Genomic DNA, 26,794 nt, shown 5'->3' with positions numbered 1-26,794 from the left:
GTAAGGAGTGTTGGTGTTTGAGAAGCTCGCCACGCCTATGTCAGGTGTTGGGGACTTCGTCGCCCTGGGGGTCGAATCCGCACGGGAGCTGTTCCGCCGGCCATTTCAATGGCGCGAGACGGTCGAGCAATCGTGGGCGATCGCCCGGGTCTCGATGGTCCCGACCCTGCTGGTCGCCATCCCGTTCACCGTCCTGGTCAGCTTCACGCTGAACATCCTGCTGCGCGAGATCGGCGCACAGGATCTGTCGGGTGCCGGCGCGGCGTTGGGCACGATCACCCAGATCGGACCGATCGTGACGGTGCTGATCGTCGCGGGCGCCGGAGCCACGGCCATCTGCGCCGACCTCGGCGCGCGCACCATCCGTGAAGAGATCGACGCCATGAAGGTGCTCGGTATCAACCCGATCCATCGCCTCGTCGTCCCGCGCATCATCGCGTCCACCGGGGTGGCGATCCTGCTCAACAGCCTTGTGTGCACGATCGGCATCGGCGGCGGATTCATGTTCTCGGTCTTCCTGCAGGACGTGAACCCGGGTGCGTTCATCGCGAACCTGACACTGCTGACCGGTTTCGGCGAGCTGATGATCTCGATGGTCAAGGCAGCGCTCTTCGGCCTGTTCGCCGGGATGGTGGGCTGCTATCAGGGCCTCAACGTCAAGGGTGGCGCCAAGGGTGTCGGCGACGCGGTCAACGAGACCGTCGTGTATTCGTTCATGGCGTTGTTCGTCGTGAACGTCGTGGTGACCGCGGTCGGTCTCAAAGCGACGGCGGGCTGACACATGGTTCTTCCGTTCACGACCAGGTTCCGCACTGCCCGCATCGCTGCGAAGAGAGCGGGCGAGGACTGGGATCAGATCGGCGATCAGGCCCTTTTCTACTGGGACAGCATCGTCGCGATCCCGCGAGCGATCAAGCACTACAAGAAGGAGACCCTGCGTCTCATCGCCGAGATCTCGATGGGGACCGGAGCGCTCGCCATGATCGGCGGCACCGTGGTGGTCGTCGGGTTCCTGACGCTGTTCACCGGCGGCACCATCGCCGTCCAGGGCTACAGTTCGCTGGCGAACATCGGCGTCGAAGCGCTGACCGGCTTCTTCTCGGCGTTCATCAACGTGCGTATCGCGGTTCCGGTGATCTCGGGTATCGCCCTAGCCGCGACGATCGGCGCAGGTGCGACGGCCCAGCTCGGCGCGATGAGGGTCAGTGAGGAGATCGATGCTCTCGAAACGATGGCGATCTCCTCGATCCCGTATCTGGTCAGCACCCGGATCGTCGCAGGCCTGATCGCGATCATCCCGCTCTACGCGCTCGCGTCACTCGCCTCGTTCATCGCCAGCCGGTTCGCCACGGTGTTCATCTATGGACAGTCGCCGGGCGTCTACGACCACTACTTCAACACGTTCCTCATCCCGTCGGACATCCTCTGGTCCTTCGTGCAGGCGATCTGTATGGCGGTCGCCGTGATGCTCATCCACACCTACTACGGCTACAACGCGTCGGGCGGTCCGGTGGGTGTCGGCGTCGCCGTGGGGAACGCAGTTCGCGCATCGCTCGTTGTTGTGGTCGTCATCACACTTTTGACGTCGCTCGCCATTTACGGCGCCGACGGCAAGTTCAACTTGGCGGGATAAGGGACATGGTCAGACGACAGGAGCGCAGCAGAGCGGTCCGCCGGACGGCGGCGACCGTCATGGTCGTGTCGCTGGTCGCGGTCATCGCGGCGGCGGCGGGTCAGTTCCTCGGCTGGTTCGCATCGACCCAGCCGGTCACCTTGCAGGCACCGCGCGCCGGGCTGGTCATGAACCCGGACGCCAAGGTCAAGTTGCGCGGTGTGGAGGTCGGCCGGGTCGCGTCGATCTCGGAGAACGGCGACCACGCGGTTGTCAAACTCGACATCGCGTCCGACCAGATGTCGAAGATCCCGGGCAACGTGAGCGCCGACATCAAGTCGAACACCATCTTCGGTGCGAAGGCAGTGAACCTTGTCGTCCCGGCCTCCGGGGCGTCGGGGACGATCCAGTCGGGACAGACCATCGACGCCGATCACGTGGTGGTCGAGCTCAACACGGTGTACCAGCAGCTGGTGGGTGTGCTCGCGCAGCTGCAGCCGGAGAAGCTGAACGCGACCCTCGGTGCGATCAACACCGCGCTGTCGGGACGCGGTGAGCAGGTCGGCGTCGCGGTCGATCAGTTGTCGAAGCTGGTCGGTACGACCAACAAGCACCTTCCAGAGCTCAATGCCCTGTTCCGGCAAACCGCCACAGTGACGAATGTGTACGCGGACTCGATGCCGAACCTGATGCGCACGGTGGACAACTTCACCTACGTCGGGAACACCCTGGTCGACAACACCGCCAATCTGGACGCGCTGCTCATCAACGCGACCGGGATGGCCAACACGATCAACGGGATCATCGCCCCGTCCAAGTCGACCCTGATCTCGGCGCTGTCGAACCTGAATCCGACGGCCCGGCTGCTCGGTTATCAGGCCCCCGGCCTCAAGTGCTTCATCACCGCGACCGCAGTCGCCGGCCAGAAGGCGGCACCGGTCTTCGGCGTCAACGACGGCCTGCTGAAACTGAACGCGGGTCTGCTACCCGGCAAGGAGCCCTACCGCTACCCGGAGGACCTCCCCAAAGTGGCGGCGAACGGACCGCCGACATGTGAGGGCGGGTTGACCAACCAGGATTCCACCGAGCACGTGCCGTTCTATGTGAGCGACACCGCGAACACCCCATACCAGCCCCGCACCACCCCCAAGGCCGACAAGACAAAGATCTTCCAATTGCTGTTCGGAGCACCGCCCCGTGGATAACCGTGCCCGCGCGTTCCGCGCAACTCTCATCAAACTGGGGGCATTCACCGTCGTGATGGTCCTGGTGTTCGTGGCGCTCGTCGTCGTGTTCAGTCAATACCGCTCGGGCAAGTCCGAGCAGTATTCGGCGCTGTTCACCAGCGCGTCGGCGATCAAGCCGGGAAGCAAGGTGAAGATCGCAGGCGTGGAGGTCGGGTCGGTCAAGAAGGTGTCGCTGACCACCGACAACGAGGCCGAGATCGGTTTCAGCGTCGACCAGAAGTTTCCGCTGCCGACCTCCGTCCAGGCGCTCGTGCGGTACGAGAACCTCACCGGTGACCGCTACCTCGAATTGCAGCGCGGCACCGGCGACCCCGACAAGACGCTGTCGCCCGGCGACCAGATTCCTGTCTCGCACACTCAACCCGCGCTCGACCTCGACAAGCTCCTCGGCGGATTCAAGCCGCTGTTCCGAACGCTGAATCCGGCTGAGGTGAACGAACTCTCGGCGTCATTGATCGACGTGTTCCAGGGGCAGGGCGCAGGGCTGAACAGTCTGTTGTCGAACACCTCGCAGTTCACCAACGCCCTCGCCGATCGCGACGCACTGATCGGTCAGGTCATCGACAATCTGAACAAGACCCTGACGACCCTCGACGGTGACCGCAAGGGCTTCGACCAGAGCGTCGATCTGCTGCAGCAGCTCGTGACCGGCCTGTCCGCGCAGCGGGGCACGATCGGCAATGCGTTGACCCAGACATCGAAGCTGACCAACGGTCTGTCGGATCTGCTCGTGTCCACCCGTCCCGACATCCAGGCCACCACCACGAATCTGGGTAAGACGTCGGATCAGTTCCTCAAGGGCGGCGACTACGTGAGCGGCCTGCTCAAACGGCTGCCCGGCGATTTCAAGAAGCTGTCGAATCTCGGTAGCTACGGTGCATGGCTGCAGATCTGGCTCTGCAAGGTCCGCCTGATCTTTACCGGACCGGGCGGAAAGCAGATCGAGTGGTCCAACATCAACGCGACAGGTGACACGACCGGACCCGGGGGGAGGTGCCCGATCACATGAGCCTTCCGTTCGGCGGAATGTTCCGCAACCAGCGCACGACCTCGGACGAGGCGGACGTCGCGCGAGAAGACAAGCGCGGCGGTCGCAGTCGGGCCCAGATCGGTGTCATCGGTGTGGTGATCACCGCGCTCGTGGTGATCGTGGCCATGCAGATGGACAAGCTGCCGTACCTGTCGCCGATCAGCACCTACAAGGCCTACTTCGACGACGCCGGCGGTCTGGTCTCCGGTGACATCGTCACCGTGTCCGGCGTGAATGTCGGTACGGTGCAGAATGTCTCGCTCGCGAGCACCAAGGGTGGCACCAAGGCGCAAGTCACGTTCCGGATGAACGACACGGTCATGATGGGGATCGACTCACAGGCGGCGATCAAGACCGAGACCGTCCTGGGTCGGCGTAACCTGACGATCCTGCCGCACGGTCCGGACCGCATCCGTCCCGGCGGTGAGATCCCCAACGAGAACACCATCGCGCCGTATTCGCTCACCGACGCCCTCGAGGGCGCGACCGACACTTTGGCCGAGACGGATTCCGATCAGCTCAACAAGGCGCTCAACGTCATGTCCGACACGTTCTCGCAGACGCCGGATCAGGTGCGCGGCGCCGTCGACGGTGTCGCCCGACTCTCCAAGTCGGTGGCCGACCGTGACGACGCGTTGCGAGGGCTGCTCGGCAAGGCAAATCAGGTCACCAAGATCGTGGGTGACCGCAGCGAACAGATCAATCGGCTTCTGCTGGACGCGAACTCGCTGTTCGGTGAGCTGCAGATGCGGCAGGCCGCCATCGCGCAACTGATCTCGGGCACTCGTGACGTCAGCATGCAGATCAGCGGCTTCATCAAGGACAACAACGCGCAGCTGGCCCCGGTCCTGACCAAGCTCGACGGAGTGCTGAAGATCCTCACCGACAACGAATCGAGCCTCAAGGCGGCGATCGACGAACTCGGGCCCTACGCAAACGTGCTCGGAGAAGCGGTGGCCTCCGGACCGTACTTCTCCTCGTTGGTCGGCATCCCCACCTTCGGTGACTACACGGCGGTGTTCATGAAGACCCTGCAGCGGAAGTACCCGGAGATCTGGAAGGCCTTCAGTTACACGAACCCGGTGGACCCGAACGGCTTCAAGCTGGTGCCGGGGTACGACCCGAACGCGCCGAAACCGAAGGCGCCGAAACTGGACTATCCGAAGGCTCCGGCCTCGACACCGAGGCAGGGGGGCTGACATGGGCATCGGCAAACGCGTCTGGCAGGCCATCGCCGCGGTGGTGCTGGCGATCCTGGTGATCGTCGTCGGCTACGTGGGCTTCAACAAGGCCACCAACAACACGATCACCGCATACTTCCCGTCGGCAGGCGGGTTGTACAACGGCGACCCGGTCCGGGTCCTCGGTGTGAATGTCGGCAAGGTGACCTCGGTGACGCCGCGTGACGGGGACGTCGAGATCAAGATGCAGGTGGACAAGGACACTCCCATCCCTGCCGACGCCAAAGCGGTGGTCGTCGCGCAGAGTCTGGTGTCGGGAAGGTTCGTCCAACTCACGCCCGTCTACGCGGGTGGGCCGAAATTGGCTGCGAGCGCGGACATCCCGATGAACCGAACGGCGGTCCCCGTCGAATGGGATGACATCAAGAAGCAGCTGTCCAAACTGACCGAGGCGGTCGGCCCCAAGGGCGCCGACCCCGGTTCGGCGGCCAAGCTGATCGACGTCGCGGACAAGAACCTCGACGGCAACGGAGCGGCCATCAATGCGTCGATCAAGGAACTCTCCGACGTGATGGGAACGCTGTCGGCGGGCCGCGGAGACCTGTTCTCGACGGTTCGGAGTCTCCAGAAACTCACCGACGCATTGGCGGCGAGCCATGAACAGATGGTCCAGTTCAACGGTCGCATCGCCTCGGTGAGCAAGGTGCTCGGCGACAACACCGACGAACTCAACGGTGCATTGCACAATCTCGACAGTGCGATGTCGGACGTGCAGGACTTCATCAACAAGAACGGGAAGGCACTTTCCGGTTCGGTGAAGAACCTCTCCGATACGACGAAGATCCTGGCCGACAAGGACGAACAGGTTCGCGGTCTGCTGCACTCGGGGCCGCACCAGCTGGCGAACTTCTACAACATCTACAACCCGATGACCGGGTCCCTCTCCGGCATCTTCGGGCTGGGCATGGGCGCCAACCTCATCACGCTCCTGTGTGGCTCGATGGAGGCCAATGACCGGCCGGGGCAGAGTCAGGCCGAGGTGGACAAGTGTGTCGACACCCTTGCGCCGGTCCTATCCTCGATCTCGATGAACTACCCGCCGTTCCTGACCAACCCGGTGACGGGTATCAACGCACGGCCCGATCAGATCCAGTACCAGAACGCCGATGTGAAGGCGCGCGCGCAGGCGGGGATCCGCGAGCAGGACGCCCAGACCCGCAAGAACGACAACACCGGTGGCAGTGCCCTGGGCAACCTGCTCGTGCCGTTCGGGGGTGAGAACTGATGCGTCGGGCGAGAATTGCGGTCATCGCCGCGGTCCTGATCGCCGGTGTGTCCGGGTGCAGTTTCCAGGGACTCAACAGCATGGCGATCCCGGGGGCGCAGGGCACCGGCAACGGGTCGTACCAGATCTCCGCGATGATCCCGACGGCTGCCGGGCTGGTGTCGAATGCGCCGGTGATGATCGACGACGCGACGGTCGGCAGCGTCGGGCCCATCACGGTGGACAACTGGAACGCCCACGTGGACATTCGTCTCAACCCGGGTGTCACGGTGCCTCGCGGCTCGCATGTGATGGTCGGGATGACCAGTGTGCTCGGGTCGTCGCACCTGCAAATCGTCCAGCCGGAAAACCCGACCGGCGGTGTGATGGCGGCAGGCGAGGAGATCCCGCTCACCAAATGTCCTGAGCAGAGCAACATCACCACGAGTCCCGGTGCACCGTCGGTGCCCGACATCAATTCGGCACAGCAGGTCGCGGCGTGTACCTACCCGACCACCGAGCAGGTGCTGAGTTCGTTGTCGGTGGTGCTCAACGGTGGTGGTCTGGCGCAGTTCGGCGACATCGTGCACGAGATGAACTCGGTCTTCACCGGTCGTCAGGACACCATCAGCAAGCTGGTACCGCGGTTGAACACCCTGGTGGGCGACCTGAACAACCAGAAGGCCAACATCATCCGGGCGACCGAGGGCCTCGATCGCCTGGCTGCGTCGATCAACGAGCAGACCCCGACCGTGGAGAAGGCGCTCGCCGACGGACCGCAGATCCTCGGGCTTCTCAACGAGCAGAAGCAACAGTTCACCGACACCCTGGGTGCGCTGGGCAAGCTCTCGAAGACGAGCAACGACATCATCGACGCGAACGACAAGGACATCAAGACCATCGTGTCGAATCTCGCCCCGGTGCTCGATCAGTTGCAGGCGACCGGGCCCGCGCTGACACAGTCGCTCGGAATATTCCTGACGTTCCCGTTCTACGAGTCGGCTATCCCGAAGATCGTGAAGGGCGACTACGTGAACTCCGACCTCGTCCTCGATCTGACCTTCGGACGCCTGTCACGCGGACTGTTGTCGTCGGTCGGCCTGGTCGGCCCGGAAGGCATCGTCGGGCAGCAGGCGGGTGCCGCCAAGCGCGGCCTCGACCCGTTCACCTCACCGCTGAGCCCGGAGGGGATGCAGCCGAACAAGAAGCAGTCGAACGGGCGTACCCCGGCGACCGCCTCGGCCCCGGCACCCAAGAAGAGCGGGGGTAACTGATGAAGATCACTCGCTTCGTCCGGATCCAGCTGCTCATCTTCGCCATCGTCACGGTGATCGCGCTGGTCGCGATGGCGATCTTCTACATTCGCATCCCGTCGATGTTCGGGATCGGGGAGTACCGCGTCGAGCTCAAGTTGCCGAGTAGCGGTGGGCTCTACCAGAACGCGAACGTCAGCTTCCGTGGCGTGAACGTCGGCAAGGTCACTGCGGTCAAGCTGACCGAGAACGGCGTGGTCGCCGACCTGTCGATCGGCAGCGACACCGAGATCCCGGCGTCGTCGCAGGCTGCGGTGCGCAGCGTGTCGGCGATCGGCGAGCAGTACGTCGAGTTCACACCGGTCCCGAACGGACCTTCCGGCCACCTCTACGACGGGTCGGTGGTGGACAGTGGCCAGGTGCCCGTCGAGATCTCGACCATGCTCGACCAGGCGAACGCGCTGCTGGACAAGGTCGGGAACACAAAGCTTCGCTCGGTGATGGATGAGGCCTTCGATGCCTTCAACGGCACCGGCGAGCAATTGCAGCGACTGCTCGACTCGATGACGCTGCTGGTGGGCGATGCATCGAAGAACACCGAGCCGTTGATGAAACTCATCGACCAGGCCGGGCCGTTGCTGTCCACGCAGTCGCAGACCACCGACGAGATCCGTTCCTGGACCTCGGACGTCACCAAGTTCACCGACCAGCTGCGGGCCAACAACCCGGAGGTCACCGACATCCTGGAGAAGGGGCCCTCCACCGCGTCGCAGACGCAGGAGCTCTTCTCGTCGATGAACCAGACTCTGCCGATGCTCATCGCGAATCTCGGCGTGTCGGCGAAGACGCTGGCCGTCTACCATCCGAATCTCCAGCAGATCGTGGTGCTCTATCCGCGACTGATAGCCGCACTCGTCACGGCGCTGAACACCGAGAACGGTCATTACGGCGCCAACGTGGACTTCGCGCTGGGCTTCCAGGACCCGGGGACCTGCACGATGGGTTTCATGCCCGCTTCGCAATGGCGGTCGCCGGCGATCCAGACCCCGCGCGACATCCCGCCGGGCATGCTGTGCCGCGTGCCCCAGGATTCGAACCTCGCGGTGCGCGGTGCCCGCAACTTCCCCTGCGCCGAGTTCCCGGGCCGTCGGGCGCCGACACCCGAGGAATGCCGAACGGGGTACAAGCCGAAGGGCGAGAACGTGGCCTTCCCGAACGGTCTGCCGTTCGGGCTGAAAGCTCCGGCGAATGCGTCGACCAAGTCGCCTGCCAAGTCTTCGGCCAGGGCACCGACCGGTCAGACCGCCGAGGCGACCCCGTCGAGCTACACGCCTGGCGCCGCGGTGTATGCCACCCCGTACGATCCGAAGACGGGTGACTACATCGGTCCGGACGGCAAGACCTACAACGCCGGTCTCGGGCAGGATTCACAAGGACAAGACAGTACGTGGGAGAGCATGATCAGCAGCACGGTGCAGAAGTGACCTCGGACAAGCCCGAGGACACCACGCCCGACCCCAGCCCGGAGAATACGGAGGAACAGGCGTCGGCCCCGTCGAGGCCTGTTCGTCGCGCGCCCGTTCGCAAGGCGCCAGTTCGCAAGGCGCCGCTCGGCCGTGGGCGGAAACAGCCTCCGAGTTCGGCGACGTCCGGCGCGGCCGCGGCGCCTGCCGAGGAGCCGTCGTCCGACGCCGTCGATAACGCAGAGGAAAAAGACAAGGGCGACACTGCCAACGGCGGCACCGGCGTGAGTGACGCCGACAAGAGTGACGCCGACAAGAGTGACGCCGACAAGAGTGACGCCGACAAGAGTGACGCCGAGAAGGGCGACGCCGGCAAGAGCGACTCCGAGGAACAATCCGTCCCGGTGGCGGGTGATCAGCTCACCTATCGGGAGCGTCGGCGTGCGCGCAATGCCGCGTCGCGCCGGAGCCGTGACGATCGTCTTGCAGGCGACGGCTCGGCGGTGCGCTACAAGGGCACCGATTCGTCGCGGACCAAGCGCATCGTCCTGGCCTCCGTGTGTGGGGTCGTGATCGTCGCCTGCGTTGCGGTGTCGGTGATCTTCGCGGTCGGTATCAACCGTTATGACACGAAGAACGATCTGCGAGCCGAGTACTCGGATTTCGCCTCGCAGATGATCGTCAACCTGACCACACTCAACCCCAACAATGTCGACGGTGCTCTGAAGACGCTGCAGGACAAGACGAGTGGCAAGGCTCAGCAGCAGATGCAGGACTCGATGAAGCAGGCCGTCGGTCTGGTCAAGGACCAGAAGATCGACACCAAGACCACGATCCTGTCGGAGGCCGTGACCAAGGCGGAGCCGGACGAGGGAACTGCCATCGTCGTCTACGGGTGGCAGATGAAGAATCCGGATCCCAAGGAGGAGACGATCGTTCAGACGTTCCGGTGGCGGGTGCAGATGACCCGGATCAACGGCGACCTGAAGATGACGAACTTCGAGTGGGTGACGTAGATGCGTATCACCACCGGCCGCGTCGTCGCGGCAACACTTGTCATATTGCTGGTCGCGGCTGCGGCGGTGACGGTGTTCCTCGGTATCCGGTTCTTCGATGACCGAGCAACCGAGAACGCGCGGAACTCGTCTCTGGATGCGGCAAAAGGCTACGCCACCACCATGTTCGGGTACACCCCGCAGAACGTCGATCAGCACATCGCTGAGTCGAAGTCGGTGTTGACCGGTGCGGCGAAGCCGACCTACGACGACCTGGTCACCAAGAACAATCTCGCCGCCGAGGTGCGCAAGCAAGGGGTGGTGTCGGCCGTGACCATCCAGGACGCCGGCGTGGTGACCAACACCCAGGACACCTCCAAGGTGCTGATCTTCATGAACCAGTCGGTCACGCGCAACAACAAGGAACTCGTCCGCGTTGACCCGAGCAGGCTGACGTTCAGCATGGTCAAGCAGGGCGATCGGTGGATGATCAACGGGATCGACGTGATCACCGACGACTCGTTCCGTAGCCGTGTCGAGCAGACGGACACCCCGCCGCCCGGCGCTGTTCCCATGCCGACGTCGAAGGACCCGTCGTCGGCGACTCCGTCGGCATCGCCTGCCCCGTCAGCTCCCCCCGCGGGCTGAGCCGACTCCGCGGTCGTTTGCTGGTCGAATAGTCGAGGAGCTTGCGACGAGGCGTATCGAGGCCTGCTGCGGCGACCTCGATACGCTCCCTCGCAAGCTCGGGACTACTCGATCGGCAGCTGGTTCGGACTTGTCCCGCCCGCTTTTCTGGGCAGGTGCGTCGGCTCAGACGAAAAACGGGGCCGGTCACCTTTCGGCGACCGGCCCCGATTCCCCTGTGAGAGATCAGGATTCGGAAGTGTATCCCATCGGCATGAGGATCGACTTGTGCTCGACGTAGGATTCGAGCCCCTCGCGGCCGTTCTCGCGTCCGATGCCCGAGTTCTTGTACCCGCCGAAGGGTGACCCGGGATCGATGGCGTACCAGTTGATCCCGAGCGTTCCGGTGCGGACCTGCTTGGCGATCTCGACGCCGCGCTCGACGTCGGCAGTCCAGATCGACCCCGCCAGACCGTAATCGGAGTCGTTGGCGATGGCGACGGCCTCGTCGACGGTGTCATAGGCGATCACGCTGATGACCGGGCCGAAGATCTCCTCGCGCGCGATCGTCATGTCGTTGGTGACACCGGTGAAGATCGTCGGGGTGACGTAGAAGCCGTTCTCCAGCCCCTCGGGGCGGGTGCCCTCGAGCACAGCGGTTGCGCCTTCCTCCTTGCCCTTCGCCACGTAACCCTCCACCTTGTCCCGCTGCTTGGCGGTGATGATCGGGCCGAGCCCGGTGCCCTCGGCCGTCGGAAGTCCCGGGGTGAAGGTCTTGGCGGTGGCGACCATCGCATCGACGATCTCGTCGTGGCGCGAGCGTGGGACCAGAACGCGCGTCTGGGCGACGCACGCCTGGCCTGCGTTGATCAGGCCGGCCGAGAAGACCAGCATGTGGATGTTGGCCTCGAGGTCGACATCGTCGAGGACGATCGCGGCCGACTTGCCGCCGAGTTCCAGCGAACAGCGTTTGAGGGTCTCGCCGCAGCGCGCGGCGATCGCACGGCCGGCGACGGTGGAGCCGGTGAAGGTGATCTTGTCGACGTCGGGATGGTCGACCAGCGCCTGGCCCGCGGCGACCCCGCCGGGCACCACCGAGATCACGCCTTCGGGAACGCCCGCCTCGACGAAGAGCTGCGCGAGCAGGTTCGCGTTCAGTGGCGTCTCGGGAGCGGGCTTGAGCACGATGGAACAGCCGGCTGCCAGCGCGGGACCGAACTTGTTGCACAGCAGGAACAGCGGGACGTTCCAGGCGATGATCGCGCCCACGACGCCGACGGCCTCGCGGGTCACCAGGGTCTCACCGAACAGTCCGGCGCGCTTCTCCTCCCACGCGAAGTCGGTGGTGGCGGCGGCGTATCCCTGCAGCACTCCGGTGCCGGCCAGCCCCTGGAGGGTGGTGACATCGGTGGGGGTGGCGCCCATCTCGGCAGAGACCAGGCTGCTGATCTCGCCCATGCGCTCATTGATCAGATCGGCCGCGCGGTTGAGGACCGCGGCGCGATCGGCCGGTGCGGTGTCGCGCCAGACGCCCGACGCGAATGCGGCCCGGGCGGCCTTGACCGCGGTGTCGACATCGACCTCGTCGGCGAGCGGTACGGAACCGACCCGCTCGCCGGTGGCGGGCGAGAACACCTCGAGCGTCTCGGTCGAATGCGGATCCACCCACTGTCCACCGATGAACAGTTGCGGTTGGTCGCCGGCGCCGACCAGGTCGGATGCCGGACGGGACTCGACGGTCTCGGTCATAGATGTGCTCCTGAGTGGTGGTGTGAACTACTCCACAACCGATACTAGAACACGTTCTAACTTCGGGGCCAGGGGTGGTCGCCACCTGCGTCGACCGAACCGGGCATTCTCGCCCGGCAGACGTCAGCGACCGAAGCGGATCATCGCCGTGAGTCCCTCGACGACATCGTCGAGAACGGAGATCTGCTCAGCCACCGTGTCGCATTCGAGCAGCTGCTGCCGGTCGGCCGGGCCGATGGGCAGCCGGGTGGCCCACTCGAACAGGCCGTGTTCGGCGAGGTCGGCGACGTCGAAATCCGGAAGACCGACCGGTACCGCCTCGGGCCGGGTGGTGGCCACCTCGTCGACGAAGGCGCGCAGCGCCAGGCCGAGGTCGATCACCCTGGCATGGTCGTCGGGGCCGATTCGGGGCTGCGGGAGGGCCTCGGTGACAGCTCTCGGATAAGGATCGTCGAGGAGCCACTCGGTGATCCGGATTCGCGCTGCGCCGGTGCAGGTGAGCGATGCCCGGCCGTCGGGACGGCGCATCAGGTTCTCGATGCGGGCGAAGGTGCCCACATCATGCCGGACGTCGCCGCCGCCGACCTCGTGGCCACGCGCGATCAGCACGACTCCGAACCCCGCGTCACGGGGCGTGGCCGACGGCGACTCCTGATCGTCGCCGTCGAGGCAGTCGGCCAGCATCTGGCGGTATCGCGGCTCGAAGATCCGCAAGGGCAGCGGCTCACCGGGCAAGAGTGCGGTTCCCAGTGGGAACATCGGCGTGCCCGAGGCGCGCGGCACGCCCGTCAGGCGCTGGGTTTGGCGTCGAGTACGACCTCGAACTCGAGCAGGTCGGCGCCGCTCGCCACCGGCTTCGCACGCTCACCCGAGTGTGCCTCCTTGGCCGGGCCCGACGCCCACGCCTGGAAGTCCTCTTCGGACTCCCACTGGGTGACCACGAAGTACCGGTCGTCGCCCTTCACGGGACGCAGCAACTGGAATCCGAGGAATCCCGGTGAGCCGTCGACCGAATGGGCGCGATTCGCGAATCGCTTCTCGAGTTCCGGTCCGGCGCCGTCGGGTACCGAAATCGCATTGATCTTCACAACTGCCATGGACCCACCCTACTGGCATGCTGGAGTGAGGTATCGACAGTTCAATGCCCGCACGACGTCGCAGTGGAGGTGTCATGGCACGCGGAAGACTGGAACCGGGGCCCGATCACCCGATCACGGTGGCGCCGACGGGCGATCGCGTCGTCGTCAGCGTCGGCGACACCGTCGTCGCGCGGACGGTGGACGCGCTCACCCTTCGTGAGGCGGAGTACCCGCCCGTGCAGTACATACCCCGGGAATCCGTGGACCCGTCGTTGCTCCGCGAGAGTACGACCACCACCTTCTGCCCGTACAAGGGCGAGTGCAACTACTACGACCTCACTCTCGGGGACGAGGTGCTCACCGACGCGGTCTGGGTGTACCGGTCCCCGTATGACGCCGTCGCGGAGATCGCCGACCACGTCGCGTTCTATCCGGGTCGGGTGTCGGTCGACCTCGACGCGGCATCGGGCTGATCGGCGGCGACTGCAATAACCTGTCAGCCGTGACCGCCACTCGAACCGCGCCGACGCCGGAGACCGGGACCGCGGACATCGGTCTGCTCGATCACGGCGGACCGACCGATTCCGACGGCCACCCTGTCCGCGGTGTCGGCCCGATCGTCCTGCTGCACGGCCTGATGGGGCGCGGACGCACCTGGCGGCGTCAGATCCCATGGTTGCGACGGCACGGCCGTGTCTTCACCCTCGACGCGGCCTTCCATACCGGCGCCGACGTCGAGATGCCGGATGATCCCGCCGAGCTGAGCACCGAGCGATTCGTCACCGATCTGGCCGAGGTCCTCATCTGGATCGATCAGGGCCCCGCAGTCCTTGTCGGTCATTCGATGGGCGCGTTGCACGCGTGGTGCACGGCGGCCGCCTACCCGGAGATGGTGTCGGCGCTGGTGATCGAAGACATGGCGCCGGACTTCCGCGGCCGTACCACCCGCAACTGGACGCCGTGGTTCGACAGCTGGCCCGAGCGGTTCGTGTCGATGTCGCATGCGCAGGAGATGTTCGGCGAGGTCGCCGGCCGCTACTTCTACGAGGCCTTCGACGACGGCCGGTTGCACGGCAGGCTGCCGATCTGGTCGGAGATCGCCGAAGAGTGGGGCGGTCGGGAGTTCTGGTCCGAATGGAGTTCGGTGCGGGTGCCGTCGCTGGTGATCGAGGCCGAGCACTCGGTGACCCCACCCGGGCAGATGCGCACCATGTGTTCGGCCCACAGCGCAGCGCAGTACCTGCGTGTGCCGAACGCCGGACATCTGGTGCACGACGACGCCCCGGACATCTATCGCGGTGCGCTGGAGGCGTTTCTGGCCGGGATGCCGACCACCTCGGCCGGATGGATCATCAATTCGCCTCCCCGGCAAGACAAAACCGACCGTCGGCGGTGAGCTCCACCAGTCCGTCGGTGAGCAGCGAATCGAGGGCACGGTCGCGTTGGGCGGTGTCGGTGGTCCAGACCGTGTCCAGGTTGGCCCGGACCACCGGATGATCGGTACCGCGCAGGACGTCGAGCAGGAGTCCTCGCACCTGCCGGTCGGTGCCGGCGAACTTCTGTACCTTGCGCGCCGGTCCGGTGTGGGCCGGCCGACCGAGCCCTACCCAGGTGCAGTCGGGGAGCGGGCAGTCATCGCACTTCGGGTTGCGGGACGTGCACACCAGGGCGCCGAGTTCCATCAGCGCGGCGGAGAACCGTGGTGCCGCCGCATCGACCGAGCCGTCGGTGCCGCGCGGCAGGAGAGCGGTGGCGTCGGTGAGATCGCTGCGAGACGGATTACCGGGCTGTTCGCGTCCGTGCACGGCCCGGGCGATGACCCGTCGAACATTGGTGTCCACCACCGGAACCGACTGCCCGTAAGCGAAACATGCGACCGCGCGGGCGGTATAGTCGCCGATGCCGGGCAGGGTCAGCATCGTCGCCACGTCGTCGGGGACGCGATCGTCGTGCTGCTCGGCGAGCACGGTCGCGCACTCGTGGAGCCGCAGCGCCCGCCTCGGGTAGCCGAGTTTGCCCCACGCGCGTAGTACCTCGCCTGCCGAGGCCGCAGCCATCGCCGACGGCACCGGCCACCTCTCGATCCATTCGCGCCACGGTCCGACGACGCGCGAGACCGGGGTCTGCTGCAACATGATCTCGCTGATGAGGATCTGCCAGCCCGACAACCCGGGTTCACGCCAGGGCAGATCGCGCTCGTGGAGGTCGAACCAGCCGAGCAGAACGGCCGGTGGCACACTAGTGGCCATGAGCCAAGTGACGCCGACCGAGGCCTGGAAGATCCTGCAGGAAGGGAACGATCGCTTCGTTTCCGGTGAGTCTCAACATCCCAAACAGGGTATCGAGGATCGGGAGCGTCTGACGTCGGGACAACACCCGCACGTGGTGCTCTTCGGCTGCTCGGATTCGCGTCTCGCCGCCGAGATCATCTTCGATCAGGGGCTCGGCGACATGTTCGTGGTCCGTACGGCGGGCCAGGTCATCGACTCGGCGGTGCTGGGCTCGCTGGAGTTCGCCGCCGAGGTGCTCGAGGTTCCGTTGATCGCGGTCCTCGGCCATGACAGCTGCGGGGCGGTCAAGGCCACCCTCAACGCCCTCGACAACCTGGAGATCCCCGGCGGCTACATCCGCGACGTCGTCGAGAAGGTGAGCCCGAGCATCCTGGCCGGCCGCAGCGAAGGGCTGACCCGTGTCGACGAGTTCGAGTCGCGGCACGTCCTCGAGACCGGCAAGCAGCTCATGGAACGTAGCCGCATCATCGCCGATCGGGTCGCCGACGGTCGCCTCGCGATCGTCGGGCTCACCTATCAGCTCGGCGAGGGACGCGCGCAGGTGCGCGGCGTGATCGGTCAGCTCGACGGTATCGAGACCGTCGACGCCTGACCCGAACGGTATCGACGCACCCTCGCGCATTCGTGAGCGCCGATGCGGGTGACAGGGTCCGGGGCTGAACCCCGACTTTAGACTTTTGGCCGGTCAGGTGCTGTTTGTGCGACACGCCGAGCGCGGTCGGACGCGGCGTCAACAGGGGCCGTTAGCGTGGGTTCCGTGATCGAACCGCAAGGCCCGCTACCACCTGAGATCTACTGGCGACGTCGTATCGTCGCCTTCGGTGGTGCCGCCGTCGTGCTTGCGTTGATCATCGGACTCATCATCTGGGCCACCGGGAGCAACGGCGACAATCCGTCGAATACCGCGGCCGCGTCGTCGGTCGCGTCGTCCACGGCGTATTCGACCGCGCCGACAGCGGAGTCCTCCGATCCATCGGCGAGTGGTCAGGTCTCCGGCGGCGGAACCGGTGGCGGAACCGACAACAGCTCCAGCAACGGAGCTCCCGGGGGCGACGCCGCGGCAGGCGCAAGTGGTTCGGCCGCCGTGTCGTCGTCGGTGCCTGCGCCGAGTGGCGTCGCGCAGGCTCCGGGACCGGTGCCGCCGTCCGGGCTGTGCCCCGACGCGAACATCTCGGTTGTCCTGTACACCGACAAGCCGACCTACAGCACGGGTGACCAGCCGGTCTTCACGATCGTCACCACCAACGCCGGACTCACCGACTGCACCCGTGACGTCGGCAAGGCAGCGCAGAACGTGGTGGTCCGCACCCTCGACGGCACCCGGACCCTCTGGTCGGCGCGCGACTGCTCGCCCCTTCAGACGGTCAACAACGTGAATCTCAAACCCTCGCAGCAGGTGCGCGACACCATCACATGGTCGGGCACCACGAGCAGCCCCGGCTGCGACAAGCCGCGCGTGCCGATCGCGGTCGGGGCTTACCAGGCCATCGGGAAGATCGGAGAGAAGGAGTCCGCGCCGATCACGTTCAACGTGGTGGCGCCCGCGCAGCCCTGAACGCCTCGATTCAGTGGCAACGATCCGCGGTGAGCGCGGACTGTTGCCACCAAATCGGTCAGGTGGTCGCGCGCACCATGAGTTCGACCGGTAGCCGGACGGTCTCCGGTTCGCGACCGGCCACCAGATCGAGCAATCGGCGGGCCGCCGTCGCCCCGATCTCCTGGGCAGGCGACCGGACGGTCGTCAGCGGGACCGGTAGTTGCGCGACGACGGGGATGTCGTTGTAGCCCACCAGAGCCAGATCGTCGGGGATGTGCAGTCCGAGGTCGCGCGCGACGCCCATGACGCCGATGGCGATGGTGTCGGACACCGTGAAGATCGCAGTGGGACGTGTCGATGGGTCGAGTAGGGCCCGGCCGGCCTCGATGCCGCCGTCGACCTCGAACGTGGAGTGCACGATCCGGTCCGCCCGGAGCTCGACGGACGCGTCGCGCAGCTCGGCGCGGAACCCGTTGAGCCGGTCGCCTGCGGTGGTGGCGTGATGCGGGCCTGCGACGACGGCGATGTCGGTGTGCCCGCGGTCGAGCAGGTGCCGGGCGGCGAGTCGACCGCCGTGTACGTCGTCGCCGCCGACGAAGGGTAGCCCGGACTCGGCGTGGCGCGTCACCGCGAGCATGGGGACGTTGCCGATCCGGAGCGTGTCGATGAACGGCCGCCCCGGATTGTGCAGGCTGCTCAGCAGGAGGCCGTCCACCTGGCGACCCACGAGAAGCTCGATGGCACGCCGTTGTGCGTCGAGATCGTCGGGCGGGCTCGACAGCAGGACGGAGTACCCCGCGCGGGACGCGGCCTCCTCGATGCCCTGATATGTCGTTGCCACCACCCCGTCGGTGAGCCGGGTCATCACGACCCCGAGGGTGGTGGTCCTGCGCGTGCGCAGGCTGGCCGCCCAGAGATTGGGCTGGTAGCCGAGTTCGGCGGCCACCCGTCGGACGCGGAGCGCTGATTCAGACCATCCGTCGGCGGGCTCGGTCTGGCGCAGGATTCGAGAGGCGGATGACACGTGCACGCCGGCGCGTTCGGCGATCTCTTTCAGAGTCGGCGCCCGGTTTCCGTCGCGCATGCTCGCTCACCTCCCTCCGGATGCGGGTTGACGAACTCAGCCCGGCAGCCCTACATTAGTCGATGCAAACGTTCTCGCAATCGTTCTCGCAATCGGAGGAACCGATGTCCCGACCGCAGACCCTGAGCCAGCTCTTCGCCCTCGATTCGCTTCTCGAGCCGGAGGAGATCGCGATCCGGGACACCGTCCGGAAGTTCGCCGACGAGCGTCTGCGTCCGTACGTCGCGGACTGGTTCGAGGAGGCGACGCTGCCTGCCCGCGACATCGCGAAGGAACTGGGCTCCCTCGGTGCGCTGGGTATGCATCTGGAGGGCTACGGCTGTCCGGGGCTCAGCGCGACGACCTACGGGCTGGCCTGCCTCGAACTCGAGGCGGTCGATTCGGGCATCCGGAGTCTCGTCTCGGTGCAGGGTTCGCTGGCCATGTTCTCGATTCACCATTGGGGCAGCGAGGAGCAGAAGCAGGAGTGGCTGCCGCGGATGGCGGCAGGCGACGCGATCGGGTGCTTCGGCCTGACCGAACCCGACTTCGGGTCGAATCCCGCCGGGATGCGGACACACGCCAAGCGCGACGGCGACGACTGGGTGCTCAACGGCACCAAGATGTGGATCACCAACGGATCGATCGCCGACGTCGCGGTGGTGTGGGCGCAGACCGATCTCGCCGACGGTGCGGCAGGCATCCGTGGTTTCGTGGTGCCGACGGACACGCCGGGCTTCTCGGCCCCCGAGATCCACAAGAAGGTCTCGCTACGCGCGTCGGTCACATCCGAGCTGGTGCTCGACGGCGTCCGCCTGCCGCAGTCGGCGATGCTGCCCGAGGCGCAGGGACTCCGCGGGCCGCTCACGAGCCTGGGTGAGGCACGCTTCGGGATCATCTTCGGCTCCATGGGTGCCGCGCGGGACTGCCTCGAGGTCGCGGTCGACTACGCGCAGACACGTCAGGTGTTCGACAAGCCGCTCGCCGGTTACCAGCTCACCCAGGCGAAGATCGCCGACATGGCGGTCGAGGTCGGCAAAGGGCACCTGCTGGCCTATCACCTCGGCCGTCTCAAGGATCGCGGCGAGATCACCCCCGAGCAGGTCAGCACCGGCAAGCTCAACAACGTGCGCGAGGCGATCGCGATTGCGCGCGAATGCCGAACCATCCTGGGCGCCAACGGGATCACGCTCGAATACCCGGTGATCCGCCACGCCAACAACCTCGAGTCCGTGCTCACCTACGAAGGCACCTCAGAGGTCCATCAGCTGACCATCGGCAAGGCGCTCACCGGCGAGGGTGCATTCCGGTGAGTGGCCCCACCGGCGCGTTGGACGGGCTGGTCATCGCAGACTTCGGTCGGGTGCTCGCCGGACCGTACGCGACGATGCTGCTCGCCGACCTCGGTGCCGAGGTCGTCAAGGTCGAGCGGCCCGGTGTCGGCGACGACACCCGTAGTTGGGGGCCGCCATGGGTCGGCGATCCCGACGCGGCGGAGTCGTCGTACTTCCTGTCGGTGAACCGCAACAAGAGCTCGGTCGCCCTCGACCTCACCGACCCGGACGGGCTGTCCGCTGCCCGACGGCTCGTCGAGCGTGCCGACGTCGTCGTCGAGAACTTCCTGCCGGGCACGATGGACCGGCTGGGTCTCGGCTACGACACTGTGCGCGAAGACAACCCCGGCATCGTCTACTGCTCGGTGACGGGCTTCGGCGGAGACAATCAGCTCCCCGGTTACGACCTGCTCATCCAGGCTGTCGGCGGTCTCATGAGCATCACCGGTCCCGACCGGGACAGCCCGACCAAGGTCGGCGTCGCGATGGTCGACGTCATCACCGGATTGCATGCCGCGGTGGGCATCCTCGCGGCGCTGCGTCATCGCGACCGCACCGGCGAGGGGCAGCGTATCGAGGTCAATCTGCTCTCGTCGTTGCTCTCGGCGCTCGTCAATCAGACGTCGGGATACGTGGCGGCGGGGGTGGTGCCGCATGCCATGGGCAATCGGCATCCGAGCATCGCCCCGTACGAGGTCTTCGGCACCGCCGATCGGCCACTGGTCCTCGCCGTCGGGAACGACCGTCAATTCGCTGCGCTCGTCGACGCTCTCGGCAGGCCGGAGATGGCTTCCGACACGAGGTTCGCCACCAATTCCGATCGCGTCGCCCATCGCAGCGAACTCGTCGACGTCCTCAACTCGCTTCTCGCACAGGACACCGCCGACAACTGGTTCGTCACGCTCACCGGTGCTCGTGTGCCCTGCGGGCCGCTCAACGACATCGCCGACGCGATCGCGCTCGCCGAGCGACTCAAACTCACACCGGTGGTGACCATCGACGACCCGCGACGCGATACGCCGATCCGGCAGGTGGCCAACCCGATCCGGATGAGTGGGACCCCGGTGACCTACCGCTGCGCGCCACCCCGCCTCGACGAGCACGATCCACTCGCCGACGCAGTGTGAGCTGTCCCAGCCCCCACTACTCGTATCGCTCGATGCTGCTCTCGGCCAGCCGGGACAGTCCCTCGCGGATGTGACGGGCCCAGATGCTGCCGATGCCCTCGACGGCCTGCAGGTCGGCGGCGCTGGTCGCCAAGAGTGCCTGCAGGGTGCCGAAACTCCGCACCAGACGGTCGATGTGGGCGAACTGCAGACGTGAGATGCGCGCCAGGAGCCGATAACCGCGCGGGCTCATCGCAGTGTCCTGGGCCTCGATGGTGGTCGGATAGCCGAATGCGCCCGCGAGGAGCGTGAGGTCGAGGAGGTCGGTGTCGGACAGCTGCTCGATGCTCTCGAGCGCCTGCCGGACCTCCTCGGTGCTCGCCGGCTCCGGGCTCGCGTAGTAGTCACGGACGAGCAGTTCTCGCATGGTGTCGTTGTCGCTGAGCAACTCTTCGAGTTGCAGGCTGACCTGGCGGCCGTTCGCGCCGAGTTCGAGGACGTACTCCTCGATCTCGACCGACACCCGCCGAACCATCTCCATGCGCTGTGCGGTCGACATGGCGTCGCGCAGCATCACGTAGTCCTCGATCTCGGCCCGCGACAGTCCCGCGATGACCTCGTCGAGTCGGGTCTTGTACCGCTCGAGCGTCGCGAGGGCGACGTTGGCCCGCGACAGGATGGGGTCCGGGCTCTCGACCACCCGGCGCACGCCGTCGACGTAGACGCTCACGATGGACATCGACGCGCTCACCGAGATCACCGGGTGGCCGATCTGGACGGCGGTGCGTTCGGCCGCACGATGCCGGGTACCGGACTCCTCGGTGGGTATCGACGGATCCGGCACGAGCTGGACGTTAGCCCGCACGATCCGCTTGCCGTCGGTGGACAGGACTACGGCTCCGTCCATCTTCGCGAGCTCGCGCAGGCGGGTCGGGGCGAACTCGACGTCGAGGTGGAATCCGCCATCGCAGATCTTCTCGACGTCGGAATCGTGCCCGAGGATGATCAGGGCGCCCGTCCCGCCACGCAGGATGCGCTCGAGCCCGTCGCGCAGACCGGTGCCCGGGGCCACCCGTGCCAGGGTCTCCCTGGTCAGCTCCGACTTCGCGATCTCGGCCATCTCGCCCTTTCCGGTCCCACCACGTCGCATGGGTGGTACCGCGTACGGACTAGGGTATCGGGACGTGAAGAGCGGTTTTGTGGTGCCCACCGACCTGGACCCCATCGAGCGTCATCCCAAGGCCGTACGGCCGGGTGAGCGGATGAGGATGCACAACCCGATGTGTTACGGGTGCGGGGAGGATTCACCGCACGGTCTGCATCTCGAGATGTATGCCGGGGAGGACTTCACGGTCACCGCGGCGATGACCGTCGAGACCCATTTCGAGGGTGGGCCCGGCGTGCTGCACGGCGGCATCCTGACCACTGCGTTCGACGACGTGATGGGGATGGCCCCGCTGCTCGTCGGGCCGTCGGCGGTCACCGTGCACCTCGAGGTCGACTTCCTCCGCCCCATCCCGGTCGGATCGACGCTGCAGTTCCGCGCGACGTTGCTCGGGCGGCAGCGCCGCAAGCTCTACACCGAGGGCGTCGCGCACATCGGTGACCCCGATCAGCCGGTCGCGACGGCCCATGCCATCTTCGTGTCGATCAACGCCCGCGAACACTTCGCCGAGCACATCGACAAGAGTCAGATCTCCGACGAGTACAAGCAGCGACTCTCGCGGCCCTGAGCCCGTTCAGAACGGCGCCTCGACCACACTCGCCAGTCCGGCGCGGACCGCCTGATCCAGGTTGCCCACCCGGGTGACCCGGATTCCCGACGGCAGGTTCTCGTCGGTACCCGCCGGGATGATCGCGTGGCGGAAACCCAGCCGTCGGGCCTCGGTCACCCGCTTGGCCACCGCGGACACCCGCCGCACCTCGCCGGCGAGGCCGACCTCGCCGATCGCGACGGTGGTGTGTGGGATCGGGGTGTTGTCGAGCACCGAACTCACCGACAGCGCGATCGCGAGGTCCGCGGCCGGCTCGGTGACGCGCATCCCGCCGACGGTCGCGAGGTAGACCTCCTGGTCGTTGAGCGGCGCTCCGAGCCGGGCCTGTAGGACGGCCAGCACCATCGCCACACGGGCCGAGTCCAGGCCGGAGACGGCACGCCGGGGAGTCGCCATGGTGCTCTTGTTGGCGAGCGCCTGGATCTCGCCCACCAGCGCGCGCTTGCCGTCCATCGTGACCATGGTCGTCGAACCGGTGACGTCGGCGTCGCGCTGATGGAGGAAGATCCCGGACGGGTCGGGTACCTGATGGATCCCGTCGTCGCGCTGCTCGAAGCAACCGACCTCGTCGGCGGCGCCGAAGCGGTTCTTGATGCCCCGCACCATCCGGAGGCTCGAATGCTTGTCGCCCTCGAAGGACAGGACGACGTCCACCAGATGCTCGAGCGAGCGGGGGCCTGCGACCGCCCCGTCCTTGGTGACGTGCCCGACGAGCACCACGGCGATCCCGCGGTTCTTGGCCATCGACACCAGTGCCGTCGTCACCGCCCGGATCTGGGTGACACCGCCGGTCACACCGTCGGTTCCGGTCGCGACGACCGTCTGGACCGAATCCACGACCACGAGCGACGGATTCACCTCGTCGACGTGGCCGAGGATGGTCGCGAGGTCGGATTCGGCCGCGAGGTAGACGTTCTCGTGGACCGCATCGGTGCGCTCGGCACGCATCCGCACCTGCCCGGCCGACTCCTCGCCGGTGAGGTAGAGGGCTTTCTGGCCGCGATGTGCCCAGTGCTTGACCGTCTCGAGCAACAGGGTCGACTTCCCGACGCCGGGTTCGCCCGCGAGCAGGATCACCGATCCGGGCACCACGCCACGCCCGAGGACGCGGTCGAGTTCTTCGATACCGGTGGGAATCGCCACCGACGCGTTGGCGTCGATCTCGGTGATGGGCCGTGCCGGGCTGGTCGGCGTGACGCCGCCGACCGCGTTGCCACGGCTGCCGATCGTGGTGGCGGCCTCATCGACCGTGCCCCATTCGCCGCAGTCCGGGCAGCGGCCCACCCATTTCGCGACGGAGTGCCCGCAGGCGCTGCAGCGGAAGGACGACTTCGGTTTGGCCACCCGGTCAGCCTAGTGAGGGCCCCCGACAGCCATGCGAAGCGCGACCGCCGGAAGAGGAACTCAGTGCTCGGGAGCTCAGTGCTCGGGAGCTCAGTGCTCGACGGCGGGGGCCTCGGCCTGGCGGATCTTGTCCTGCCGGGGCAGGGTGGCGCCGGAGTCGACCGGGGTGTCGACGGTGGCCTCACCGGACTTCTCGAAGCGGAACTTCAGCGGCGTCGTGAGACCGGACGCGACCGAGTCGCCTGCGCCGGACAGTGTCACCGTGAGGCGCTTCTCCTCGTCGGTGCTCTGGACGTTCTCGGGCTCGAGCAGCCCGACGGGCTTGCCGGCACGAAGTGCCTGTCCCGCAGCGATGCTCGTGTCACCGACGATGGTGACCTTGCCGCCGTCGGGAGCGTCGATGCCGACCAGACGGTCGTTGAGGACCGGGTCGACGTTGCTGATCACGAACGAGATCTCGAAGGGTCCGCCGTTGCCGAACACCTCGTCGGCCTTGTCGGTCGGGTACATGATCTGCACGTTGCGCAGCTGCATCGAACCGACGTTCGCCAGGTTGCCGTTGACGGCGGGTTCCTGACTCGCCGTCTGTGAGATCTGGCCCGCGCCGCACGCGGTGGTGCCGAGTGCGAGAGCGATGCCCGCCGCGGCGATTGCGGTCACCTTGGCCGTACGCCCCATGCGCGTCCGGACAGCCGAACGCCGAGCGGTTTTCCGAAGCACTGACACCCGTTCCTCCCAGGTATTCGAAAGGCCGATACGCACATGCGTGAACCCTGCACTACGCAGCGTAGTGGGCGGCGGTGGCAAAAGTCCGATCGGGTGTCGGATCGGTGCCGTCGAGGGTGGTGCGATGATGTGCCGGAGGGGGTTTCGACAGTGCCCGTGTGTGGACGATCACGGCCCGGTTTGTGCTGGTCCGTCGCCCCGCGAGGTGTGGCCGGAGGGCACGGTACAGCGCGTTGACCTGCACCGTTGTGTGGGCCCTCTCGGACGCCCGTGCTAGACTGGGTCTACTCGAAAGGGGCACGGAACATTGAATTTCAAAGTTGGCGACACCGTTGTCTACCCACATCACGGTGCTGCTCGGGTCGAGGACATCGTGACTCGGACCATCAAGGGCGAACAGATCGAATATCTCGTTCTCAAGGTTGCCGATGGTGACATGACCGTTCAGATCCCCTCGACGAAGCTGGAATACGTCGGCGTCCGTGACGTCGTCGGCGCAGAGGGGCTCGGTGAGGTCTTCGAGGTGCTTCGCGCCCCGCATACCGAAGAGCCCACCAACTGGGCACGCCGATTCAAGGCGAATCAGGAGAAGCTCATCTCGGGCGACATCATCAAGGTCGCCGAGATCGTTCGTGACCTGTGGCGTCGTGAGCAGGACCGAGGATTGTCGGCAGGTGAGAAGCGCATGCTGACCCGTGCCCGTCGCGTCCTGGTCGACGAGCTCTCGCTGGCGCAGAACACCGACGACGAGAAGGCGACCAGCATTCTCGACGAGGTGCTGGCCGCGGCGTCCTGACGCACCGAACTGCACGTGACTGACGTCCTGGTGGCGCCGGTATGACGGTGAGTGTGGTCGTCCCGGCGGCGGGGTCGGGCACCCGGCTGGGTGAGGCGGTCCCGAAGGCCTTTGTCGATCTGGGTGGCGGAACCACCATTCTCGAACACTGTGTCGACGGCATCCTGCGAGCAGGGGTTGCCGACACCGTCGTCGTGGTGGTTCCGGTGCACCTGATCGACGAGGCGAAGCGTCTGGTCCCGGCCGCCACCGTTGTCGCGGGTGGCTCTCACCGCTCCGAGTCGGTCCGGGCAGGCATTGCCGGGACGGACTCCGACATCGTGCTGGTCCACGACGCCGCTCGCCCCTTCACACCGCCCGATGTGTTCCATCGGGTCGTCGACGCCGTGCGTCACGGACATCTCGCGGTGGTCCCCGGACTGCCGGTCGCCGACACGCTCAAAGAGGTCGATCCGGCGTCGGCCGGGCACGACACAGGCGAGGCGGTGATCCGAACCGTCGACCGTGAACGTCTCCGTGCCATCCAGACCCCCCAGGGGTTCACCCGCGCGGCGCTGATGCAGGCTCATGCCGATGCCTCCGGCCTCGCCACCGACGATGCGGGACTCGCCGAGCGTGCCGGGATTCCGGTCCACGTGGTCGCCGGCGATCCGCTGGCCATGAAGATCACCACGCCCTGGGATCTCCGGATCGCGCGCGACGTCGTGGCGGAGACATCGCCCGCTGGTCGCGTGGTCGACAAGCACTCGACTCCCGCTGGTCGAGTAGTCGACAAGCACTCGACTCCCGCTGGTCGAGTAGTCGACGAGCGTAGCGAGGAGACGTATCGAGACCACCGCACGGAGCGACCCTCATGAGAGTCGGTATCGGCTCCGATGCGCACCGGGTGGACGCGGAAGCGCAGTGCTGGATGGTCGGGTTGCACTTCCCCGAGGTACCCGGTTGCGAAGGTCATTCCGACGGTGACGTCGGCGCGCACGCCCTGTGTGACGCGGTGCTGTCGGCGGCCGGACTCGGCGATGTCGGCTCGGTGTTCGGGACCGGCCGCCCCGAATGGGCGGGCGTGTCCGGGGTGGCGATGCTCGAGCACGTGCGGCAACTCGTTACCGATGCCGGTTTCCATGTGGTGAACGCCGCGGTCCAGGTGATCGGCAACCGACCGAAGATCGGACCTCGTCGTGACGAGGCGCAGCAGGTGCTTGGTGCGGCGCTCGGCGCGCCGGTGTCGGTGTCGGCGACCACCACCGACGGGCTGGGAATGACCGGTCGGGGCGAGGGCGTGGCGGCCGTGGCGACCGCTTTGCTCGACGGCCGCTGAATCA

27 protein-coding genes and 1 pseudogene are annotated in these 26,794 nt (G+C 66.3%); 20 read left to right on the top strand and 8 right to left on the bottom strand.

The genetic code is table 11. The features are described 5' to 3' along the window. Nucleotides 1-37: 37 nt before the first annotated feature. The 10 genes from IDF66_RS06175 to IDF66_RS06130 are packed head-to-tail and all read left to right on the top strand — an operon-like array spanning nucleotide 38 to nucleotide 10,693. The gene (locus IDF66_RS06175) at nucleotides 38-778 is read left to right on the top strand and encodes an MlaE family ABC transporter permease (protein WP_203588569.1); all 741 of its coding nucleotides are present in this window, start codon (nucleotides 38-40) and stop codon (nucleotides 776-778) included. A 3-nt stretch (nucleotides 779-781) separates the two neighbouring features. Continuing rightward, a complete protein-coding gene (locus IDF66_RS06170) occupies nucleotides 782-1,633 on the top strand; it encodes an MlaE family ABC transporter permease (RefSeq protein ID WP_164310826.1) in 852 nt (283 codons plus the stop codon). A gap of 5 nt (nucleotides 1,634-1,638) precedes the next feature. Beyond that, entirely contained in the window at nucleotides 1,639-2,817 is a 1,179-nt protein-coding gene (locus IDF66_RS06165) for an MCE family protein (protein ID WP_203588534.1), read from the top strand. Next, nucleotides 2,810-3,868 carry an MCE family protein gene (locus IDF66_RS06160; protein ID WP_164310827.1) on the top strand — a complete coding sequence of 353 codons (1,059 nt, stop codon included), beginning with the start codon at nucleotides 2,810-2,812 and terminating at the stop codon, nucleotides 3,866-3,868. Before IDF66_RS06165 ends, IDF66_RS06160 begins: the two co-directional genes overlap by 8 nt. Next, nucleotides 3,865-5,088 (top strand): MCE family protein, encoded by a 1,224-nt coding sequence (locus IDF66_RS06155; RefSeq protein WP_164310828.1) that lies wholly within the window; start codon nucleotides 3,865-3,867, stop codon nucleotides 5,086-5,088. Before IDF66_RS06160 ends, IDF66_RS06155 begins: the two co-directional genes overlap by 4 nt. 1 nt (nucleotide 5,089) lies before the next feature. Next, nucleotides 5,090-6,355: an MCE family protein gene (locus IDF66_RS06150; protein ID WP_164310829.1), complete on the top strand. Its 1,266-nt coding sequence runs from the start codon at nucleotides 5,090-5,092 to the stop codon at nucleotides 6,353-6,355. Then, a complete protein-coding gene (locus tag IDF66_RS06145) occupies nucleotides 6,355-7,608 on the top strand; it encodes an MlaD family protein (RefSeq protein ID WP_164310830.1) in 1,254 nt (417 codons plus the stop codon). Before IDF66_RS06150 ends, IDF66_RS06145 begins: the two co-directional genes overlap by 1 nt. Further along, nucleotides 7,608-9,071, top strand: coding sequence for an MCE family protein (locus tag IDF66_RS06140; RefSeq protein ID WP_190266053.1), 1,464 nt, complete (start codon nucleotides 7,608-7,610; stop codon nucleotides 9,069-9,071). Before IDF66_RS06145 ends, IDF66_RS06140 begins: the two co-directional genes overlap by 1 nt. After that, complete coding sequence (locus tag IDF66_RS06135) at nucleotides 9,068-10,066, top strand: hypothetical protein (protein ID WP_190266052.1); 999 nt, start codon at nucleotides 9,068-9,070, stop codon at nucleotides 10,064-10,066. Before IDF66_RS06140 ends, IDF66_RS06135 begins: the two co-directional genes overlap by 4 nt. Beyond that, entirely contained in the window at nucleotides 10,067-10,693 is a 627-nt protein-coding gene (locus tag IDF66_RS06130; RefSeq protein ID WP_190266051.1) for a hypothetical protein, read from the top strand. It begins immediately after the preceding gene. A gap of 225 nt (nucleotides 10,694-10,918) precedes the next feature. Here the strand turns inward: IDF66_RS06130 and IDF66_RS06125 are convergent, their stop codons facing one another. The 3 genes from IDF66_RS06125 to IDF66_RS06115 all read right to left on the bottom strand — a co-directional run bounded on the left by IDF66_RS06125 (nucleotide 10,919) and on the right by IDF66_RS06115 (nucleotide 13,518). Then, on the bottom strand, nucleotides 10,919-12,421 hold the full coding sequence (locus IDF66_RS06125) for an aldehyde dehydrogenase (protein WP_190266050.1): 1,503 nt from the start codon (nucleotides 12,419-12,421) through the stop codon (nucleotides 10,919-10,921). Between the two features lie 123 nt (nucleotides 12,422-12,544). Then, a complete protein-coding gene (locus IDF66_RS06120) occupies nucleotides 12,545-13,180 on the bottom strand; it encodes an LON peptidase substrate-binding domain-containing protein (RefSeq protein ID WP_190266341.1) in 636 nt (211 codons plus the stop codon). A gap of 29 nt (nucleotides 13,181-13,209) precedes the next feature. Beyond that, nucleotides 13,210-13,518, bottom strand: a complete 309-nt coding sequence (locus tag IDF66_RS06115) for an antibiotic biosynthesis monooxygenase family protein (RefSeq protein ID WP_164310834.1) — start codon at nucleotides 13,516-13,518, stop codon at nucleotides 13,210-13,212. 74 nt (nucleotides 13,519-13,592) lie between these two features. Between IDF66_RS06115 and IDF66_RS06110 the strand changes: the two genes are divergently transcribed. Then, complete coding sequence (locus IDF66_RS06110) at nucleotides 13,593-13,973, top strand: DUF427 domain-containing protein (RefSeq protein WP_190266049.1); 381 nt, start codon at nucleotides 13,593-13,595, stop codon at nucleotides 13,971-13,973. Between the two features lie 29 nt (nucleotides 13,974-14,002). Next, complete coding sequence (locus IDF66_RS06105) at nucleotides 14,003-14,896, top strand: alpha/beta fold hydrolase (protein ID WP_190266048.1); 894 nt, start codon at nucleotides 14,003-14,005, stop codon at nucleotides 14,894-14,896. Here the strand turns inward: IDF66_RS06105 and IDF66_RS06100 are convergent. Beyond that, nucleotides 14,853-15,749, bottom strand: coding sequence for an HhH-GPD family protein (locus IDF66_RS06100; protein ID WP_190266047.1), 897 nt, complete (start codon nucleotides 15,747-15,749; stop codon nucleotides 14,853-14,855). The two genes, IDF66_RS06105 and IDF66_RS06100, sit on opposite strands and share 44 nt — an antisense overlap. Between IDF66_RS06100 and IDF66_RS06095 the strand changes: the two genes are divergently transcribed. Both IDF66_RS06095 and IDF66_RS06090 read left to right on the top strand, forming a co-directional pair. After that, complete coding sequence (locus IDF66_RS06095; RefSeq protein WP_164310837.1) at nucleotides 15,748-16,383, top strand: carbonic anhydrase; 636 nt, start codon at nucleotides 15,748-15,750, stop codon at nucleotides 16,381-16,383. The genes IDF66_RS06100 and IDF66_RS06095 overlap by 2 nt on opposite strands. A gap of 165 nt (nucleotides 16,384-16,548) precedes the next feature. Continuing rightward, a complete protein-coding gene (locus IDF66_RS06090; protein WP_164310838.1) occupies nucleotides 16,549-17,346 on the top strand; it encodes a hypothetical protein in 798 nt (265 codons plus the stop codon). Nucleotides 17,347-17,404: 58 nt separating this feature from the next. Here the strand turns inward: IDF66_RS06090 and IDF66_RS06085 are convergent, their stop codons facing one another. Continuing rightward, entirely contained in the window at nucleotides 17,405-18,412 is a 1,008-nt protein-coding gene (locus IDF66_RS06085) for a LacI family DNA-binding transcriptional regulator (protein WP_190266046.1), read from the bottom strand. Between the two features lie 104 nt (nucleotides 18,413-18,516). On the opposite strand from IDF66_RS06085, the gene IDF66_RS06080 reads away from it, so the two are divergent. After that, nucleotides 18,517-19,704 carry an acyl-CoA dehydrogenase family protein gene (locus tag IDF66_RS06080; protein ID WP_190266045.1) on the top strand — a complete coding sequence of 396 codons (1,188 nt, stop codon included), beginning with the start codon at nucleotides 18,517-18,519 and terminating at the stop codon, nucleotides 19,702-19,704. After that, entirely contained in the window at nucleotides 19,701-20,852 is a 1,152-nt protein-coding gene (locus tag IDF66_RS06075) for a CaiB/BaiF CoA transferase family protein (RefSeq protein WP_190266044.1), read from the top strand. The genes IDF66_RS06080 and IDF66_RS06075 overlap by 4 nt, the downstream gene beginning before the upstream one ends. A gap of 16 nt (nucleotides 20,853-20,868) precedes the next feature. Here IDF66_RS06075 and disA read toward each other — a convergent pair whose 3' ends face one another. Then, entirely contained in the window at nucleotides 20,869-21,951 is a 1,083-nt protein-coding gene (disA, locus tag IDF66_RS06070; RefSeq protein ID WP_190266340.1) for a DNA integrity scanning diadenylate cyclase DisA, read from the bottom strand. A gap of 28 nt (nucleotides 21,952-21,979) precedes the next feature. Between disA and IDF66_RS06065 the strand changes: the two genes are divergently transcribed. After that, nucleotides 21,980-22,564: a PaaI family thioesterase gene (locus tag IDF66_RS06065; RefSeq protein WP_164310842.1), complete on the top strand. Its 585-nt coding sequence runs from the start codon at nucleotides 21,980-21,982 to the stop codon at nucleotides 22,562-22,564. Between the two features lie 6 nt (nucleotides 22,565-22,570). Here IDF66_RS06065 and radA read toward each other — a convergent pair whose 3' ends face one another. Both radA and IDF66_RS06055 read right to left on the bottom strand, forming a co-directional pair. Beyond that, a complete protein-coding gene (gene radA, locus IDF66_RS06060) occupies nucleotides 22,571-23,950 on the bottom strand; it encodes a DNA repair protein RadA (RefSeq protein WP_164310843.1) in 1,380 nt (459 codons plus the stop codon). Nucleotides 23,951-24,040: 90 nt separating this feature from the next. Then, nucleotides 24,041-24,628, bottom strand: coding sequence for a hypothetical protein (locus IDF66_RS06055; RefSeq protein ID WP_190266043.1), 588 nt, complete (start codon nucleotides 24,626-24,628; stop codon nucleotides 24,041-24,043). Nucleotides 24,629-24,983: 355 nt separating this feature from the next. Here IDF66_RS06055 and IDF66_RS06050 point away from each other — a divergent pair, with 355 nt between their 5' ends. The 3 genes and pseudogenes from IDF66_RS06050 to ispF all read left to right on the top strand — a co-directional run bounded on the left by IDF66_RS06050 (nucleotide 24,984) and on the right by ispF (nucleotide 26,790). After that, nucleotides 24,984-25,472, top strand: a complete 489-nt coding sequence (locus IDF66_RS06050) for a CarD family transcriptional regulator (protein ID WP_161061799.1) — start codon at nucleotides 24,984-24,986, stop codon at nucleotides 25,470-25,472. Nucleotides 25,473-25,513: 41 nt separating this feature from the next. Continuing rightward, nucleotides 25,514-26,191, top strand: a pseudogene (gene ispD / locus IDF66_RS06045) (2-C-methyl-D-erythritol 4-phosphate cytidylyltransferase); the annotation flags it as partial. Nucleotides 26,192-26,325: 134 nt separating this feature from the next. Further along, the gene (gene ispF / locus IDF66_RS06040) at nucleotides 26,326-26,790 is read left to right on the top strand and encodes a 2-C-methyl-D-erythritol 2,4-cyclodiphosphate synthase (RefSeq protein ID WP_190266041.1); all 465 of its coding nucleotides are present in this window, start codon (nucleotides 26,326-26,328) and stop codon (nucleotides 26,788-26,790) included. Nucleotides 26,791-26,794 lie beyond the last annotated feature (4 nt).

Source organism: Gordonia hankookensis, assembly GCF_014673215.1.
GTDB classification, from domain to species: Bacteria; Actinomycetota; Actinomycetes; order Mycobacteriales; family Mycobacteriaceae; genus Gordonia; species Gordonia hankookensis.
The sequence above is the reverse complement of the archived record's forward strand: the minus strand, read 5'-3'. Positions and strand labels throughout refer to the sequence as shown.